General features: G+C 70.5%; 14 protein-coding genes. 8 read left to right on the top strand and 6 right to left on the bottom strand.

The genetic code is table 11. From position 1 onward, the window contains the following. Positions 1 to 2 precede the first annotated feature (2 nt). The gene (locus tag ACYVAK_RS09995) at positions 3 to 707 is read left to right on the top strand and encodes an ABC transporter ATP-binding protein (RefSeq protein WP_461060417.1); all 705 of its coding nucleotides are present in this window, start codon (positions 3 to 5) and stop codon (positions 705 to 707) included. Next, a complete protein-coding gene (locus ACYVAK_RS09990) occupies positions 704 to 3,238 on the top strand; it encodes an ABC transporter permease (protein WP_461060415.1) in 2,535 nt (844 codons plus the stop codon). Before ACYVAK_RS09995 ends, ACYVAK_RS09990 begins: the two co-directional genes overlap by 4 nt. Before the next feature lie 37 nt (positions 3,239 to 3,275). Here ACYVAK_RS09990 and ACYVAK_RS09985 read toward each other — a convergent pair whose 3' ends face one another. Next, on the bottom strand, positions 3,276 to 3,776 hold the full coding sequence (locus ACYVAK_RS09985; protein ID WP_461060413.1) for a DUF456 domain-containing protein: 501 nt from the start codon (positions 3,774 to 3,776) through the stop codon (positions 3,276 to 3,278). 8 nt (positions 3,777 to 3,784) lie between these two features. Beyond that, positions 3,785 to 4,939 (bottom strand): HD-GYP domain-containing protein, encoded by a 1,155-nt coding sequence (locus ACYVAK_RS09980; protein ID WP_461060411.1) that lies wholly within the window; start codon positions 4,937 to 4,939, stop codon positions 3,785 to 3,787. Between the two features lie 192 nt (positions 4,940 to 5,131). On the opposite strand from ACYVAK_RS09980, the gene ACYVAK_RS09975 reads away from it, so the two are divergent. Then, on the top strand, positions 5,132 to 5,932 hold the full coding sequence (locus ACYVAK_RS09975) for an alpha/beta hydrolase family protein (protein WP_461060408.1): 801 nt from the start codon (positions 5,132 to 5,134) through the stop codon (positions 5,930 to 5,932). Here the strand turns inward: ACYVAK_RS09975 and ACYVAK_RS09970 are convergent. After that, a complete protein-coding gene (locus tag ACYVAK_RS09970) occupies positions 5,922 to 6,320 on the bottom strand; it encodes a hypothetical protein (RefSeq protein ID WP_461060406.1) in 399 nt (132 codons plus the stop codon). The genes ACYVAK_RS09975 and ACYVAK_RS09970 overlap by 11 nt on opposite strands. Positions 6,321 to 6,378: 58 nt before the next feature. Then, positions 6,379 to 6,846: a glycine zipper 2TM domain-containing protein gene (locus ACYVAK_RS09965; protein ID WP_461060560.1), complete on the bottom strand. Its 468-nt coding sequence runs from the start codon at positions 6,844 to 6,846 to the stop codon at positions 6,379 to 6,381. A 119-nt stretch (positions 6,847 to 6,965) separates the two neighbouring features. Between ACYVAK_RS09965 and ACYVAK_RS09960 the strand changes: the two genes are divergently transcribed. Further along, on the top strand, positions 6,966 to 7,793 hold the full coding sequence (locus tag ACYVAK_RS09960) for a tRNA threonylcarbamoyladenosine dehydratase (protein ID WP_461060404.1): 828 nt from the start codon (positions 6,966 to 6,968) through the stop codon (positions 7,791 to 7,793). Positions 7,794 to 7,831: 38 nt separating this feature from the next. Here the strand turns inward: ACYVAK_RS09960 and ACYVAK_RS09955 are convergent, their stop codons facing one another. Together ACYVAK_RS09955 and ACYVAK_RS09950 are read right to left on the bottom strand one after the other, a co-directional pair. Next, on the bottom strand, positions 7,832 to 8,593 hold the full coding sequence (locus ACYVAK_RS09955) for a TatD family hydrolase (protein ID WP_461060402.1): 762 nt from the start codon (positions 8,591 to 8,593) through the stop codon (positions 7,832 to 7,834). Beyond that, on the bottom strand, positions 8,594 to 8,860 hold the full coding sequence (locus ACYVAK_RS09950; protein ID WP_461060400.1) for a DUF6116 family protein: 267 nt from the start codon (positions 8,858 to 8,860) through the stop codon (positions 8,594 to 8,596). It abuts the gene before it with no gap. 138 nt (positions 8,861 to 8,998) lie between these two features. On the opposite strand from ACYVAK_RS09950, the gene ACYVAK_RS09945 reads away from it, so the two are divergent. The 4 genes from ACYVAK_RS09945 (at position 8,999) to ACYVAK_RS09930 (ending at position 13,987) form a co-directional block, all read left to right on the top strand. Beyond that, positions 8,999 to 9,688, top strand: a complete 690-nt coding sequence (locus ACYVAK_RS09945; RefSeq protein ID WP_461060398.1) for a glycine zipper 2TM domain-containing protein — start codon at positions 8,999 to 9,001, stop codon at positions 9,686 to 9,688. A gap of 113 nt (positions 9,689 to 9,801) precedes the next feature. After that, positions 9,802 to 10,965: an acyl-CoA dehydrogenase family protein gene (locus ACYVAK_RS09940; protein ID WP_461060396.1), complete on the top strand. Its 1,164-nt coding sequence runs from the start codon at positions 9,802 to 9,804 to the stop codon at positions 10,963 to 10,965. A 46-nt stretch (positions 10,966 to 11,011) separates the two neighbouring features. Next, the gene (locus ACYVAK_RS09935; protein WP_461060394.1) at positions 11,012 to 11,578 is read left to right on the top strand and encodes a GNAT family N-acetyltransferase; all 567 of its coding nucleotides are present in this window, start codon (positions 11,012 to 11,014) and stop codon (positions 11,576 to 11,578) included. Positions 11,579 to 11,755: 177 nt separating this feature from the next. Next, positions 11,756 to 13,987: a thiamine pyrophosphate-dependent enzyme gene (locus tag ACYVAK_RS09930; RefSeq protein ID WP_461060392.1), complete on the top strand. Its 2,232-nt coding sequence runs from the start codon at positions 11,756 to 11,758 to the stop codon at positions 13,985 to 13,987. The last annotated feature ends 9 nt before the right edge of the window (positions 13,988 to 13,996 follow it).

The raw sequence follows: 13,996 nt of genomic DNA, 5'->3' as shown, positions 1-13,996 counted from the left end.
CGATGACCGCCTTGTCGAACCCTGATCTGACCGCGTCGACGACGCCGCTGCTGCACGTGGAGGGCTTGGGTAAGCAGGTCGCCCTGCCGTCCGGCCCGCTCACCATTCTCGCCGATGTGGGTTTTAGCATCGCCGCGGGTGAAGCGTTCGCCATCGTCGGAGCCTCCGGTTCAGGCAAGAGCACGCTGCTGTCCCTGTTGGCCGGCCTCGATGTCGCCAGTACCGGCCGCGTCCTGCTCGGAGGCGCGGACCTCGGCGCGCTCGACGAGGACGGTCGCGCCGCGCTGCGTGCGGAAAAGGTCGGCTTCGTCTTCCAGAACTTCCAGCTGCTGCCGGCGCTGACCGCGCTCGAGAACGTGATGCTGCCGCTGGAGCTGCGCGGTGAGCGCGACGCCGAAGCCCCGGCCCGCAAGGTGCTGGAGCAGGTGGGGCTGGGCGAGCGCATGACGCACTACCCCCGGCAGCTGTCCGGCGGCGAGCAGCAGCGCGTGGCCATCGCCCGCGCCTTCGTCACCCGGCCGGCCCTGCTGTTCGCGGACGAGCCCACCGGCAACCTCGACACCACCACCGGCCAGCAGATCATCGAGCTGCTGTTCCGCCTGAACGCCGAAGCCGGCACCACCCTGGTGCTGGTGACGCACGACGAGCGCCTCGCCGCGCGCTGCGGTCGCCAGCTGCGCCTCGCCGGCGGTCGGGTGCAGGCGTGAGCACCGTCGCAGCGCGTGCCGGCAGCCCGTGGCGCCTCGCGTGGCGGCAGGCGCTGCGTGACCTCGCCGCGGGCGAGGTCCGCCTGCTGATCGCGGCCCTTGCGCTGGCGGTCGCCTCGGTCACCACCATCAGCTTCCTTACCGATCGCGCCGAGCGCGCCCTGGCCCTCGAGGCCAACCGCCTGCTCGGCGGCGACGCCGTGCTGCGCGCCGATGCGCCGCTCGCCCCCGAGCTGCGCGCCCTGGCCGACCGTCCGGGCCTCAAGGCCGTCGATACGGTCGAATTCCCCAGCATGCTGCGCGTGGGCGACCGCTTCCGCCTCGGTGAACTGCGCGCCGTCGGGCGCGAGTTCCCGCTGCGCGGCAGCTTCGTCATCAGCGACGACGCGGGACGACGCGAGCTCGCCGAAGGCCCGCCGCCGGGCGTGGTCTGGATGACGCGCGCCGGGGCCAACACGCTGGGCGCCACGCTGGGCGATGCCATCACCCTCGGCGAATCGACGCTGCGCCTCGCCGCCCTGATCGAGCAGGAGCCCGACGGCGCGCTCGACTATTTCAACGTCGCGCCCAAGGTCGTCATGAACCTCGACGACCTGCCGGCCACGGGCCTCGTGCAGCCGGGCAGCCGCATCGTCTACCGGCTCGTGGTGGCGGGTACGCCCGATGCGGTCGAAGCCTTCAGCGCCGGGGCGCGGGACGCCCTCGGCCGCGGCCAGCGCTTGGAAACGGCCTCGGAAGGGCGGCCGGAAGTGCGTCGCGCGCTGGATCGCGCGGGGCGCTTCCTCGGGCTGGCCACGCTGGTCTCGGTGATCCTCGCCTCGATCGCCGTGGCCATGGCCGCGCGACGGCACAGCGCGCGCCATCTGGATGCCTGCGCGGTGATGCGCTGCCTCGGCGCCAGCCAGCGCACGATCGTGATCGTGCAGGTGGGCGCGCTGATGCTGCTGGGCCTGCTCGGCAGCACGCTAGGCGTGGCGCTGGCGTGGGCCCTGTCCTTCGCGATCGGCGAGTGGCTCGGCAGCGCACTGGGCATCGCCGTGCCCTCGGCCAGCCTGGCGCCGGTGATCAGCGGCTACGCCGTCGGCGTCGTCGTGCTGCTGGCCTTCGCCGTGCCGCCGGTGCTGGCGCTGCGAGGCGTGCCTGCGCTGCGGGTGCTGCGCCGCGACCTCGACGTGCGTTCGCCCAGCGCGCTCGCATTGACCGCGCTCGCCTTGGGCGGCTTCGGCGCCCTGCTGTGGTGGCAGGCGAAATCGCCGGAGCTGGCCGGCGCGATGCTGGGCGGGCTCGTCCTCACCTTCGCGATCCTCGCGGCCCTCGGCTACGCCCTGGTCCGCAGCGTCGATCTGCTGCGGCCGCGCCTGCGCGGGCCGTGGCGCTATGGCCTCGCCAACGTCAGCCGCCGCGCCGCGACCACGGTCGCTCAGGTGAGTGCCCTCGGCCTGGGGCTCATGGCCCTGTTGCTGCTGGTCTTCGTCCGTACCGACCTGCTGGAGCGTTGGCGCGAGGCGTTGCCGGCGGACGCGCCGAACCGCTTCATCGTCAACGTGCAGCCTGCGCAGATCGAGCCGCTCCGCGCGTTTCTCGATGGCGAGGGCATCGTCGATCCGGAGATCTTCCTGATGATCCGTGGCCGCTGGATCGAGAAGAACGGGGAGCCGATGAACGTGCAGGCCCTGCCGGAGGGGAACGGACGCGCGCGCCGCCTGGCCGAGCGCGAGTTCAACCTGAGCACCGCGGAGACCCTGGACGAGAGCAACACCATCCTCGAAGGCCGGTTCTGGGACGCGCCGACGGTCGATGCGGCATCCCGGCCTTCCGCACCGGTCGAGTTCTCGGTGGAACAGGGGCTCGCGCAGTCGTTGGGATGGGCGCTGGGTGACCGCGTCGCCTTCGATATCGCGGGCACGCGCCTCGAGGGCGAGGTCACGTCGATCCGCGAGGTGAAGTGGGAGAGCGTGCGGCCGAACTTCTTCGTGCTGGTCTCGCCGGGCGTGCTGGAAGGCCTGCAGGGCAGCGCCATCACCGCCATCCACTTGCCGCCCGGCCGGGACGGCTTTACCCGCGCGCTCCTGGACCGTTTCGCGAACGTTTCGGTGATCGACGTCGATGCCATCCTGAACCAGGTGCGCAGCACGGTCGACCAGGTGTCGACCGTCGTGGAGGCCGTCTTCCTCGTCGCCCTGCTGGCCGGCGCGCTGGTGTTGTTGGCCGCGGTGGGGGCCAGCCAGGACGAACGCCTGCGCGAGGGCGCGGTGATGCGCGTGCTGGGCGGCAGTCGTCGTCAGTTGCGCTTGGCGCAGGCGGGTGAGTTCGCCGCCCTCGGCCTGATCTCCGGCCTTGTCGCTGCCCTCGCCTCGACGGTGCTCGCTGGCGTCATCGCCGTGCAGGTCCTGGAGCTGCCGTGGACGCCCGACCCGCGCTTGGCCGTGACCGGCGCGGCCATCGGCGTGGTCGTGGCGTTGCTCGCTGGCCTATGGGCCACTCGGCGCATCCTCGATGCGCCGCCCTCCGTGACCCTGCGCGAACTCTGAGTCCGCGCCGCTTCACCCGCGTTCCGTCGCGGCGGGACTACAACCAGATCGCCAGCGCGAAGATGCCCAGCATGGTGAAGGCGATGGCCAGCTTCAGCGCGGCGCCGATGGCCATCGCCAGCCACGTGGCCAGTCCGATCTTCGCGGCCTCGCCGACGTTGGCGCGGTCGTAGGCTTGCCGGTGGATCAGTTCGCCCGCGACGGCGCCGATGAAGGGGCCGACCAGCAGGCCGGGAATCGCGAACGGGAGGCCGGCGATCGTGCCGATCGCCGCGCCGATCGCGGCCTTGTTCGAGGCCCCTACCTTCTTGACGCCGAGCGTCGACGCGAGGAAGTCGATGCCCAGCGCGAACAGCGACATGAGGCCCAGCACGACCAGCACCCAGCCGCCGATGATCTGGAAATCGCCGACCCACGCGGCCAGCAGCATGCCGCCGAAGATCAGCGGCATCCCGGGCAGGGCGGGCAGGAAGGTGCCGAGCAACCCGATCACGATCAACGCGCCCGCCAGCACGTACAGCCACACCGTCATGTCCATCGTCGTCCTTACCCGGCGGTCGCGCCGCGTGCCCAGAGGACGTTGAGGCTACCCAAGCCAGCGCGGTACTGCGAGGCCGAGACGATCTCGGCGATGGCCGTCTCGGGGTTCCGGCTGTCGCGGATCTGCGGGTAGGCCAGCGGTGCGCCGTCCCTGCCGATCACGCAGCGCAGCTGCGGGTGCGCGCCGTCGGTGGTGCGGCGCACGGCCACGGCGATCTCGCCGTTGGCCAGCTTCACCATGGTTCCCGGCGGGTAGACGCCAAGCTCCTTGATGAACAGCAGCGCGAGCCGCTCGTCGATGCGCTGGCCGCGCTCGAGGAAGATGTCGCGTAGGGCGATCCTCGATGGCTGGGCATCCCGGTAGGCACGTGGGCGGATCATCGCGCTGTAGATGTCGACGATGCCGAGGATGCGCGCTTCGATCGACACGGTGTCGCCGCGCAGCCCGCGCGGATAGCCGGTGCCGTCGACGCGCTCGTGGTGGTCGCGCACCGCTTCCAGCCAGATCGGATCGTTGACGCCGGCGCGCTGCAACAGGTCGACGCTTTCGAGCGTGTGGGCCTGGATGGCCCGCCACTGTGCTTCCGACAGCGGTGTGGTCTGCGCCGCCAACTGCTCGCTCATTGGCGCCAGCGCCACGTCGAAGGTGAGCGCGGCGCACATCAGGCTGAGCCGGTGGTCGGCCGGCAGGCCGCTCGGTAGGGCCAGCACCTGCGTGAGCACGGCCGCGTGCATCAGGCGGCGCGACAGCCGGTGGTCGGTGGCCTCGAGCTGCAGCAGGCCCATGGCCTGGTCCGGATCCTGCTCGTAGGCATCGCGGAGTTGCACGGCCAACGCGGAGACACGGGCCGTCGTCTGCGTGGCGGTCCCGGCCATCAGATCGCGATGGATCAGGGTGAGTTCGTCCTGGGCATCGCGCAGTCGGACGGTTTGCCGCTCCTCGATGATCCGGGGCCGCGGCTCGTCGGAGCGGCCGGCCTCCGCCCTCAACGCTCCGACGCTTTCCTCAACCATGCCGCGCTCCTGCAGTCGGACCAGCATCAGGTCGCTGTCGATGACGTGGCCCTTCACGAGGAGGGCCTTGCCCGTCCGGTCGAAGACAGTGAAGGGCAGGGCGTCACCGACCTGGATGGGGATGTCCGGCAGGGGCCTGAATCGCATGGGGGGGGCTCCGAGGAAGTTCGAAATGCCAAGCGGGGCGGGCGCTTGGGGCACGAACCTGACCGACGAGAGTAGCGCAAGGTCGGGCAGTCCTCCGACGCGGTAACGCAGTTTTGCGAGGTGCGGCACGGCCGTGTGGGGCCGGGCGGCGTCGCGTGACGCCGGCGGGGGCTTTCGGCGATCCTCGCGGCCATGCCTGCATCTCCGATCGCCGCCCTGCTGTGGCTCCCTGCGCTGGGCGTTCCCGCGCGCAAGTACGAACGACTGTCGACGGCCTTGGCCGAACGCGGATTCGCCCTCGGCGTCCACGAGTGGCGCGGTACCGGAACCCACCCGGCGAGACCGTCGCGCCGCGCGGACTGGGGCTACCGGGATTTGCTGCTGGAGGACATCCCGGCCAGCCGGGCGGCACTGGCGGCGGCGCATCCCGGCTTGCCGCTGCTGTACGGCGGCCACAGCATCGGTGCGCAGTTCGCGGTTATCGCGGCGGCCCTGCACGGTGGCGCCGATGGGCTCATCGCCGTCGGCAGCGGCGTGCCGCACTGGCGGCTATTCCCCGCACCGCTCCGCTGGCTGGTCGGCGGCTTCGGGCACGTCCTGCCACCGCTGACGCGAGCTTTCGGCAGCTATCCGGGGCATCGCCTCGGTTTCGCGGGCCGCGAGGCCGGGCAGCTGATGCGGGATTGGGCGCAAACCGTACGCCGCGGCCACTACGACGGACTGCCGGGGCTGCCCGAGCGGCTGGGCGAAAGGATCGCCGCGCTGCGGATGCCATTCCTCGGCCTGCGTCTCGCCGACGATCGGCTCGTTCCGGCGGCGTCGCTGCACGCGCTGGTTGCCGCCACCGGGACTCGCTCGGCGAGCGAGGCCGTTCTCGACGCCGCGCGCCTTGGCGTGGCCGCCGACCATTTCGCCTGGATGCGCGAGCCGCGCGCGGTCGCCGAGGCAATTGCGGGTTGGTGGCCAGGCGTGCGGGAGAGGCTCAGCCCTTGAACTGCTGGTGGCAGGCCTTGCACGTGGCGCTGATGGCGTTCAGCGACTGCGACGCCGCATCGCAGTCGGCGGGGGTGGCCGCCAGGGCCGCGTCGACTGCCGCGCGGTAGTCGGATGCATACCGGCTGAAGGCTTCGTCGTCGGGTGTCGGCAAGAAGGCAGGCTCGAGGTCGTTGCCCAAGGCGACGAGCGTGCCGAGGTGGGCTTCGAGATCCGGCGCGGCGCAGGCCTTGGCCTTGACGCGGGCGTCGAGCTGGCCCATCTGCGCGGACATCACCGCCATCACGCCGTTCGGGTAGGCCGTTCCCTTCTTCAGGCTGTTGAGGGCGATGACCGTGAGCATGGCGCCCACGAACAGTCCGATGATCAGGGTCACCACGCTGCGCATTTCATTCCGCTCCATTCCGACGCCGGCGACCTGCCGGCGGCGGAACGATAGCAGGACGTCAGCGCAGGGCCTGCAACCGGCGGCCGTCGTAGCGCACGTAGGCGCCGGAGCGGACGCCGCTTGGCAGGGACGTGACGTTGACGGTGAGGCGGCGGCCATCGTCCATGCGGACGGTGACGTCGAAGCTTTCCTCGTTGGCCCGGTTCTCGATGGCGTTGCCGGCGAGCGCGCCGGCCGCGGCGCCGGCGACGGTGGCGGTATTGCGGCGGCCCTTGCTGCTGTCGTCGGCCAGCTCGCGGCCGACAATGGCGCCGAGCACGCCACCGATCACGGCACCCGTGCGGGTGTTCTCCCGCGCGCCATAGACGCGGACGATGGTCTCCACGGTGCCGCAGTCGTAACAGCGCTGGGGCTCCTGGTAGGGCGCCGGCTCGTACTGCGCGTAGCGGCGCGTGGTGGGCTGAGTGCTGCAGGCCGAGAGGACGGCGGCGGCGATGAGACCGAGGGCGAGCGCGGGGCGCGGGATGGGGCGGGTCGTCGTCATGGCGGATGTCCCGTGGGGGGTGTGGCGGGAACGCTAGTGCGCTTGAACTGAACGCGAGCCGTCGCGTCGAAGCCTGCGGTGGCGCCGCTTACACTGGAGAAATGACTTTCCGCCCCGACGCTTCGCCGACCGTCGCGCCCGCCGCGACGCCCGACCCCCGTTTCGCCGGCATTGACCGCCTCTACGGCGCCGGCACCACCGCGCGCCTCGCCCGGAAGCACGTCGCCGTGATCGGCCTCGGTGGCGTCGGCTCGTGGGCCGCCGAGGCGCTGGCGCGGAGCGGCATCGGCCGGCTCACGCTCATCGATGCGGACGACCTGTGCGTATCGAACACGAATCGCCAGTTGCATGCGCTGGACGGCGAGTACGGCCGGTCGAAGGTCGAGGTGCTGGCCGAACGGTTCCGTCGCATCAATCCTGCGCTGGACGTTCGCGCGGTCGCGGATTTCGTCACCCCCGCCAACCTCGCGGAACAGCTCGATGGCGGCTTCGACCTGGTGCTCGACGCCTTCGACAGCTTCCGCGCCAAGGTCGAGACCATCGCGTTCTGCCGGCGCCGCAAGCAGCCGATCGTGGTCGTGGGCTCGGCCGGCGGGCGGATCGACCCGACGCTGGTCCGCGTTCGCGACCTCTCGCGCACCGAGCACGATGCCCTGCTCGCCCTCGTCCGGAAGAAGCTGCGCGGCGAGTTCAACTTCCCGAAGAACAAGGACCGCTACTTCGGCGTGCCGGCCGTCTACTCGCTCGAGAACGTGCGCTACCCGCAAGCCGACGGCTCGGTGTGCGGCGTGCGGCCCTCGCTTGATCCCGATGCGGCCCTGAAGCTGGACTGCGGCACCGGGCTCGGGGCGGCGACGCACCTCACCGGCACCTTCGCCTTCGTCGCGGCCGGCAAGGCCATCGAGATGCTGTTGAAGAAAGCAGACTGAGGAACCACGCACTTGCCGCTCGCTCGGCGCTTTTCGGTTCAGGCGCCGAACAGTGCTTCCGCGTTGCGTCGCGTCGCTTCGGCGACCACCGATTCGTCCTCGCCACGAAGCCGGGCCACCTCGCGCAGCACGTCGACGAGGAAGGCGGGCTCGTTGCGCTGGCCGCGCCGCGTCGCGTCCGGCTGGTCGGGGCTGTCGGTCTCGAGCAGCAGGTGTTCGAGCGGCATGGTCGCTACGGTGCGGCGCAGGCGTTGGGCGCGTTCGAAAGTGACTGGGCCGCCGATGCCCAACGAGAAGCCGAGCCGGTAGAGCTGCGCCGCTTGTTCCTCGCTGCCCGACCAGCTGTGCACCACGCCACACAGCCCGCCAACGCGGCGGATCGTGGCGATCACCTCGTCCACCGCGCGCCGGGCATGGAGCACCACGGGGAGGCGGAAGTCGCGGGCGATCTCCAGCTGTCGCGTGAAATAGAACCGCTGCGTGTCCGGGTCGAGGCCGTCGACGAAGAAATCCAGCCCGCACTCGCCGACGGCGGCGGGCCGTTCGCGCTCGATCCAGTCGGGCAGGGCGTCGAGATGCGCCGGCCGATGCTCGTCGAGGTACATCGGATGCAGGCCGTAGGCCGCCTTCAGGCCCGGCCGCAGGGCGCAGGTGTCTTTCAACGCGGGCCAGGTGCGGAACGCCACGGCCGGCACCAACTGGTGGCCGACGCCGACGGCCTCTGCGCGCGCTAGGGCAGCCTCGCGGTCGGCATCGAACTCCGGCGCGTCGAAGTGGCTGTGGCTGTCGTAGAGCCTCACTCAGCCCTCGCGGCGCACCTGGTCGCGGGGCAGGTCGATCACGGCCGGGTCGGGCGCCGTCGACGCCTCACCGACTTGAGGCTCGCCGCGCTTCTTCCACTGCGACAGGACAAGCGTCGCGAGGCCGAACAGGATTTCGTCGGCGAACGGGAACGGATCGGGGATGAACAGCGTGACCACAAACAGCGCCAGCGTGGTGAGGAACAGCCATTTGAAGCGCAGCGTCGCGGCGAACTGCAGCAGGGGACCGATCAGGAAGGAACGCATGGCCGAGCTCCGGTGAAGAGGGGCCAACGATACCGCTCCGCGAGGATCACATCCGTTGACATTTTCGGCCGTTGTTCAGTTTGGCCGCGGCATCGTCTGGCTCGGCGCACGTCTGCGCTGTCCACCTCGGGGAATGCCATGAACACCAAGACCCTCATCGCCATTGGCGTCGTCCTTGCGGCCGGTGCGGCCGTGGGCGCCTACAACGTCTTCGGCCCGACGTATGCCGACGTCGTCTCGGCCGATCCCATCACGGTGAAGGAGCCCATCCTCGCCAACGTGCTGGCGGCCACGCCCATCAAGGAGACCGTGACGGGCACGCGCCAGGTGTGCGAAGACCGCGTCGTCGAGCGCCGCGCCCAGGAGCGCTTCGGCGACAAGGACGGCATGGTGGTCGGGGCGCTCGTCGGCGGCCTGCTCGGCAACCAGGTGGGGGGCGGCCGCGGCCGCGACGTCGCGACGGTCGCGGGCGCCGTGGCCGGCGGTTACGCCGGCCGCGAGATCGACCGCAACCACACCGGCGGGCGCCGCTACAACGAGACGGTGCAGGACTGCCGCACGGTCAGCGAGCCGCGTGAAGAGGTCGTGGGCTACGACGTGCAGTACGCGCTGGACGGCGAGGTGAAGAACCTGCGCCTCGACGAGAAGCCCGGCGACACGATCCAGCTCGGCGAGCGCGACAAGGTCATCGGCTACGACGTGCGCTGGACCTACGAGGGCCAGAGCGGCACGGTGCGGACCGTCGACAAGCCGGGCGAGCGCCTGCCCATCAAGGACGGCGTGATCATCGTCGCCAACCCGGCGCCGGTCGCCGGAACGCCGGGCTGAGCGCACGCCGCCGTCACCCCGGAGCGGCAGGCCCCGGGCCGGCTGGGCTACAATCCACGGGTCCCGAAGAGGCCGGTTTTCCGGCCTCTTCCCATTCCCAGCGAGCCTCCGCCATGCCCCTGAATCCGACCGATCTGTTCGACATCCGTTCGCTGCTGTCCGAGGAAGAGCGCGCCGTCCAGGACGCCGTCGCCCGCTTCACCGACGAGAAGGTCATCCCGATCATCGGCGACTGCTTCGACCAGGGCCGCTTCCCGAAGGAGCTGGTGCCGGAGATCGCGTCGATGGGCCTGCTGGGCTCGTCGCTGCCGGAGCAGTACGGCTGCGCCGGCCTCAACGCCGTCAGCTACGGCCTGATCTGCCAGGAACTCGAGCGCGGCGATTCCGGCATCCGCAGCTTCGTATCGGTGCAGAGCTCGCTGTGCATGTACCCGATCTACGCCTACGGCAGCGAGGAGCAGCGCCAGCGCTACCTGCCGGGCATGGCGAAGGCCGAGATCATCGGCTGCTTCGGCCTGACCGAACCGCACGGCGGCTCCGACCCGGCCAACATGAAGACCACCGCCAAGAAGGACGGCGGTGATTGGGTCATCAACGGCGCCAAGATGTGGATCACCAACGGCAACCTGGCGCACATCGCCATCGTCTGGGCGCAGACCGACGACGGCATCCAGGGCTTCATCGTGCCGACGGACACCAAGGGCTTCACCGCCCAGGAGATCCACCGCAAGATGAGCCTGCGCGCCTCGGTCACCAGCGCCCTGTTCTTCGACAACGTCCGCATCCCGGACAGCCAGCGCCTGCCGAACGTCAAGGGCCTGAAGGGCCCACTGGGCTGCCTCACCCAGGCCCGCTACGGCATCACGTGGGGCCCGATCGGCGCCGCGCAGGCCTGCCTGACGGAAGTCGTGAACTACACCAAGGAGCGCATCCTGTTCGGCCGTCCGGTGTCGGCCAACCAGAGCGCGCAGGTCAAGATGGCCGACATGGCCCGCCGCATCACGCTGGCGCAGCTGCTCTCCCTGCAGCTCGGCCGCCTGAAGGACGCCGGCACCATGCAGCCCACGCAGGTCAGCTTGGCGAAGTGGAACAACGTGCGCATGGCACTGGACATCGCCCGCGAGGCGCGCGACCTGCTCGGCGGCTCGGGCATCACCACCGAGTACTGCCCGATCCGCCACGCGCTGAACCTCGAGTCGGTCATCACCTACGAGGGCACCGAGACGGTGCACCAGCTGGTGGTCGGACGCGAGCTGACCGGTATCAACGCGTTCTGATCCCTCGGGCCCGGCAACGGGCCCGAGTGCCATCCGGGGAACGACGATGGCCGAACTGGGACCGACGCTGGAGACGGAGCGGCTGCAGTTGCGCGTGCCGGTATTGGCGGACTTCGGCCGCTACGCCGAGATGCTCGCCAGCGAGGAGGCCGCACGCTTCATCGGCGGTACCCTCCTGCGCGCGCCGGCCTGGCGGAAGTTCCTGCAGATGCCCGGCGCGTGGCTGCTGCAGGGCTTCGCGATGTTCAGCGTGGTCGAGAAATCCAGCGGCCGCTGGCTGGGCCAGATGGGGCCGTGGCGTCCCGAGGGCTGGCCCGGCAACGAGATCGGCTACGCGTTCCATCCCGACGCCTGGGGGCAGGGGTTCGCCGTGGAGGCGGGCCTCGCGGCCCGGGACTGGGCCTTCGAGACGCTGGGATGGGACGACGCCATCCACTGCATCGATCCGAACAACATTCGCTCGCAGAAGGTGGCCCAGCGGCTGGGGTCGCGGAGGCGCGGCCCCGGCACACTGCCGCCGCCGTTCGAGGACGTGCCGGTCGAGATCTGGGGGCAGACCCGGGCGGAGTGGCTCTCCCGCCGGCGGGCTTTGCCAGGTCAGGTTCGGTCGTAAGCCCTGTCGCTCCGGCGCAGCGGGCGGCGCCGGAGTGGCAAGGGGCAAGAGACGTCAGGCCGCTCAGCTCCATCACGCGGCGCCTACGGCACGCCTACAATCGACGTTTCCCCGAGCTTCTTCCGCGCCATGTCCGCTCTCTACGCTCCCGCGATCCCCCGTCCGGTCCCCGCCCGCATGCGCGGCCTCAATCGCGCCGAAATCTGCGACCAGAATTTCAGTGAGTTCGTGAAGGCCTGGGACGGCCCGGTCCACGCGGCGCCGTCGGCAGGGGGGGCGGTGCTGCCCGGTGCCACGCTCACGGCGGCAGACTTCCTGCACCTGTTCGAGTCGCAGCTGATCAGCCGCCACCTCGACCTGATGGCCCGCGTGCTGCGCGTGCAGAACAAGGTCTTCTACACCATCGGGTCCTCCGGCCACGAGGGCAACGCGATGGTCGCGCGAGCGACGCGCCACACCGATCCCGCCTTCCTGCACTACCGTTCGGGCGGCTTCATGGCCGAGCGCTTCCGCAAGCTGCCCGGCATGGACCCGATCATGGATTCGGCGCTGAGCTTCGCCGCCAGCAAGGACGACCCGGCCTCGGGCGGCCGCCACAAGGTCTGGGGTTCGAAACCGTTGTGGGTGCTGCCGCAGACCTCGACGATCGCCTCGCACCTGCCGAAGGCGCTGGGCACCGCGATCGCCATCGAGCAGGCCCGCCGCATCGGCCACGCGCTGCCGATCCCCGAGGATTCGATCGCGATCTGCTCGTTCGGCGATGCCAGCAGCAACCACGCCACCGCGCAGACGGCCTTCAACGCCGCCGCGTGGACGGCGCACCAGAAGCTGCCGGCGCCGGTGCTTTACGTCTGCGAGGACAACGGCATCGGCATCTCGGTGAAGACGCCGACGGGCTGGGTGGCGGACCGCTACCGGAACATGCACGGCCTCGACTACTTCTTCGCCGACGGCCTCGACCTCGCCGCCGGCTACGGGCAGGTGGCCGCTGCCGTCGAGCACTGCCGACGCACGCGCCGCCCGACGTTCCTGCACCTCAAGACCACGCGGATCATGGGCCACGCCGGCACCGACTTCGAGATCGAGTGGCGCTCGATCGACGAGCTCGTGCAGGTGGAGGCGAGCGACCCGCTGCTGCGCTCCGCCGAGATCGCGCTGATGTCGGGGCTGATGTCGAAGGACCAGCTGCTGGCGTACTACGAGTCCTTCCGCGCGAAGTGCTTCGCCGCCGCCGAGGAAGCCGACCGCCGCCCGAAGATCGGGACCCTCGAGGAGATCATCGCGCCGCTGGCCCCGCACCATCCGGAGCTCGTGCACCGCGAGGCGACGCGCAACGACTATGCGGAGGCTCGCCTGAAGGCCTTCGGCGGCGAGGCAAGGCTGCCCGAGAAGCAGCCGGCCAAGCACCTGGCCATCCAGATCAACCAGGCCCTGCACGACCTGTTCGCCAAGTACCCGGAGACCCTGCTGTTCGGCGAGGACGTCGCGCAGAAGGGCGGCGTGTACACGGTGACCAAGGGCCTGCACAAGGCGTTCGGCCCGGCGCGCGTGTTCAACACGCTGCTCGACGAGACCATCATCCTCGGCCTCGCGCAGGGCTACGCCAACCTCGGCATGATCCCGGTGCCGGAGATCCAGTACCTCGCCTACTTCCACAACGCCTGCGACCAGATCCGCGGCGAGGCCTGCTCGCTGCAGTTCTTCTCGAACGGCCAGTACCGCAACCCGATGGTGGTGCGCATCGCCGGCCTCGGCTACCAGCGCGGCTTCGGTGGGCACTTCCACAACGACAACTCGGTGACGGCGCTGCGCGACATCCCGGGCCTCGTCGTCGGGTGCCCGAGCCGCGGCGACGACGCGGCGATGATGCTGCGGACGATGATGGCCCTGGCCCGCGTCGATGGGCGCGTCTGCGCCTTCCTCGAGCCGATCGCCACCTATATGACGAAGGACCTGCACGAGGCCGGCGACGGCCTGTGGCTGACCGAATACCCGGCGCCGGACCGCGCCATCCCGGTGGGCGAGGGCAAGGTCTACGGGGAGGGCGACGATCTGGTCGTCTTCACCTTCGGCAACGGCGTGCCGATGAGCCTCAAGGCTGCGCGGCAGATCGAGACCGCCCAGGGCTGGAAGGTCCGCGTGATCGACCTGCGCTGGCTGCTGCCGCTCAACGCGGCCTTCATCGTCGAGCAGGCGCGGACCGCGAAGCGCGTCCTGGTCGTCGACGAGGGCCGCCGCAGCGCTGGCGTGGGCGAAGGCATCATCACCGCACTGGTCGAGGGCGGCTTGGGTGCCACCCCGCTGGCCCGCGTCTGTGGCGCCGACACCTACACCCCGCTGGCCGGCGCGGCCTTCCTCGTGTTGCCGTCCGAGGCCGACGTCGTCGCCGCCGCGGGCACCTTGGCCTGAGCGAGGCGC

The organism is Silanimonas algicola, assembly GCF_054777375.1.
This window is presented reverse-complemented; position numbering and strand designations above follow the sequence as displayed.

Bases quoted from the DNA above. Each gene is read 5' to 3' on its own strand.
- ACYVAK_RS09995 (WP_461060417.1), top strand. From the start codon at position 3: ATGACCGCCTTGTCGAACCCTGATCTGACCGCGTCGACGACGCCGCTG.
- ACYVAK_RS09980 (WP_461060411.1), bottom strand. From the start codon at position 4,939: ATGCGATTCAGGCCCCTGCCGGACATCCCCATCCAGGTCGGTGACGCC.
- ACYVAK_RS09960 (WP_461060404.1), top strand. From the start codon at position 6,966: ATGACTTTCCGCCCCGACGCTTCGCCGACCGTCGCGCCCGCCGCGACG.
- ACYVAK_RS09975 (WP_461060408.1), top strand. From the start codon at position 5,132: ATGCCTGCATCTCCGATCGCCGCCCTGCTGTGGCTCCCTGCGCTGGGC.
- ACYVAK_RS09935 (WP_461060394.1), top strand. From the start codon at position 11,012: ATGGCCGAACTGGGACCGACGCTGGAGACGGAGCGGCTGCAGTTGCGC.
- ACYVAK_RS09930 (WP_461060392.1), top strand. From the start codon at position 11,756: ATGCGCGGCCTCAATCGCGCCGAAATCTGCGACCAGAATTTCAGTGAG.
- ACYVAK_RS09940 (WP_461060396.1), top strand. From the start codon at position 9,802: ATGCCCCTGAATCCGACCGATCTGTTCGACATCCGTTCGCTGCTGTCC.
- ACYVAK_RS09950 (WP_461060400.1), bottom strand. From the start codon at position 8,860: ATGCGTTCCTTCCTGATCGGTCCCCTGCTGCAGTTCGCCGCGACGCTG.
- ACYVAK_RS09970 (WP_461060406.1), bottom strand. From the start codon at position 6,320: ATGCGCAGCGTGGTGACCCTGATCATCGGACTGTTCGTGGGCGCCATG.
- ACYVAK_RS09945 (WP_461060398.1), top strand. From the start codon at position 8,999: ATGAACACCAAGACCCTCATCGCCATTGGCGTCGTCCTTGCGGCCGGT.
- ACYVAK_RS09985 (WP_461060413.1), bottom strand. From the start codon at position 3,776: ATGGACATGACGGTGTGGCTGTACGTGCTGGCGGGCGCGTTGATCGTG.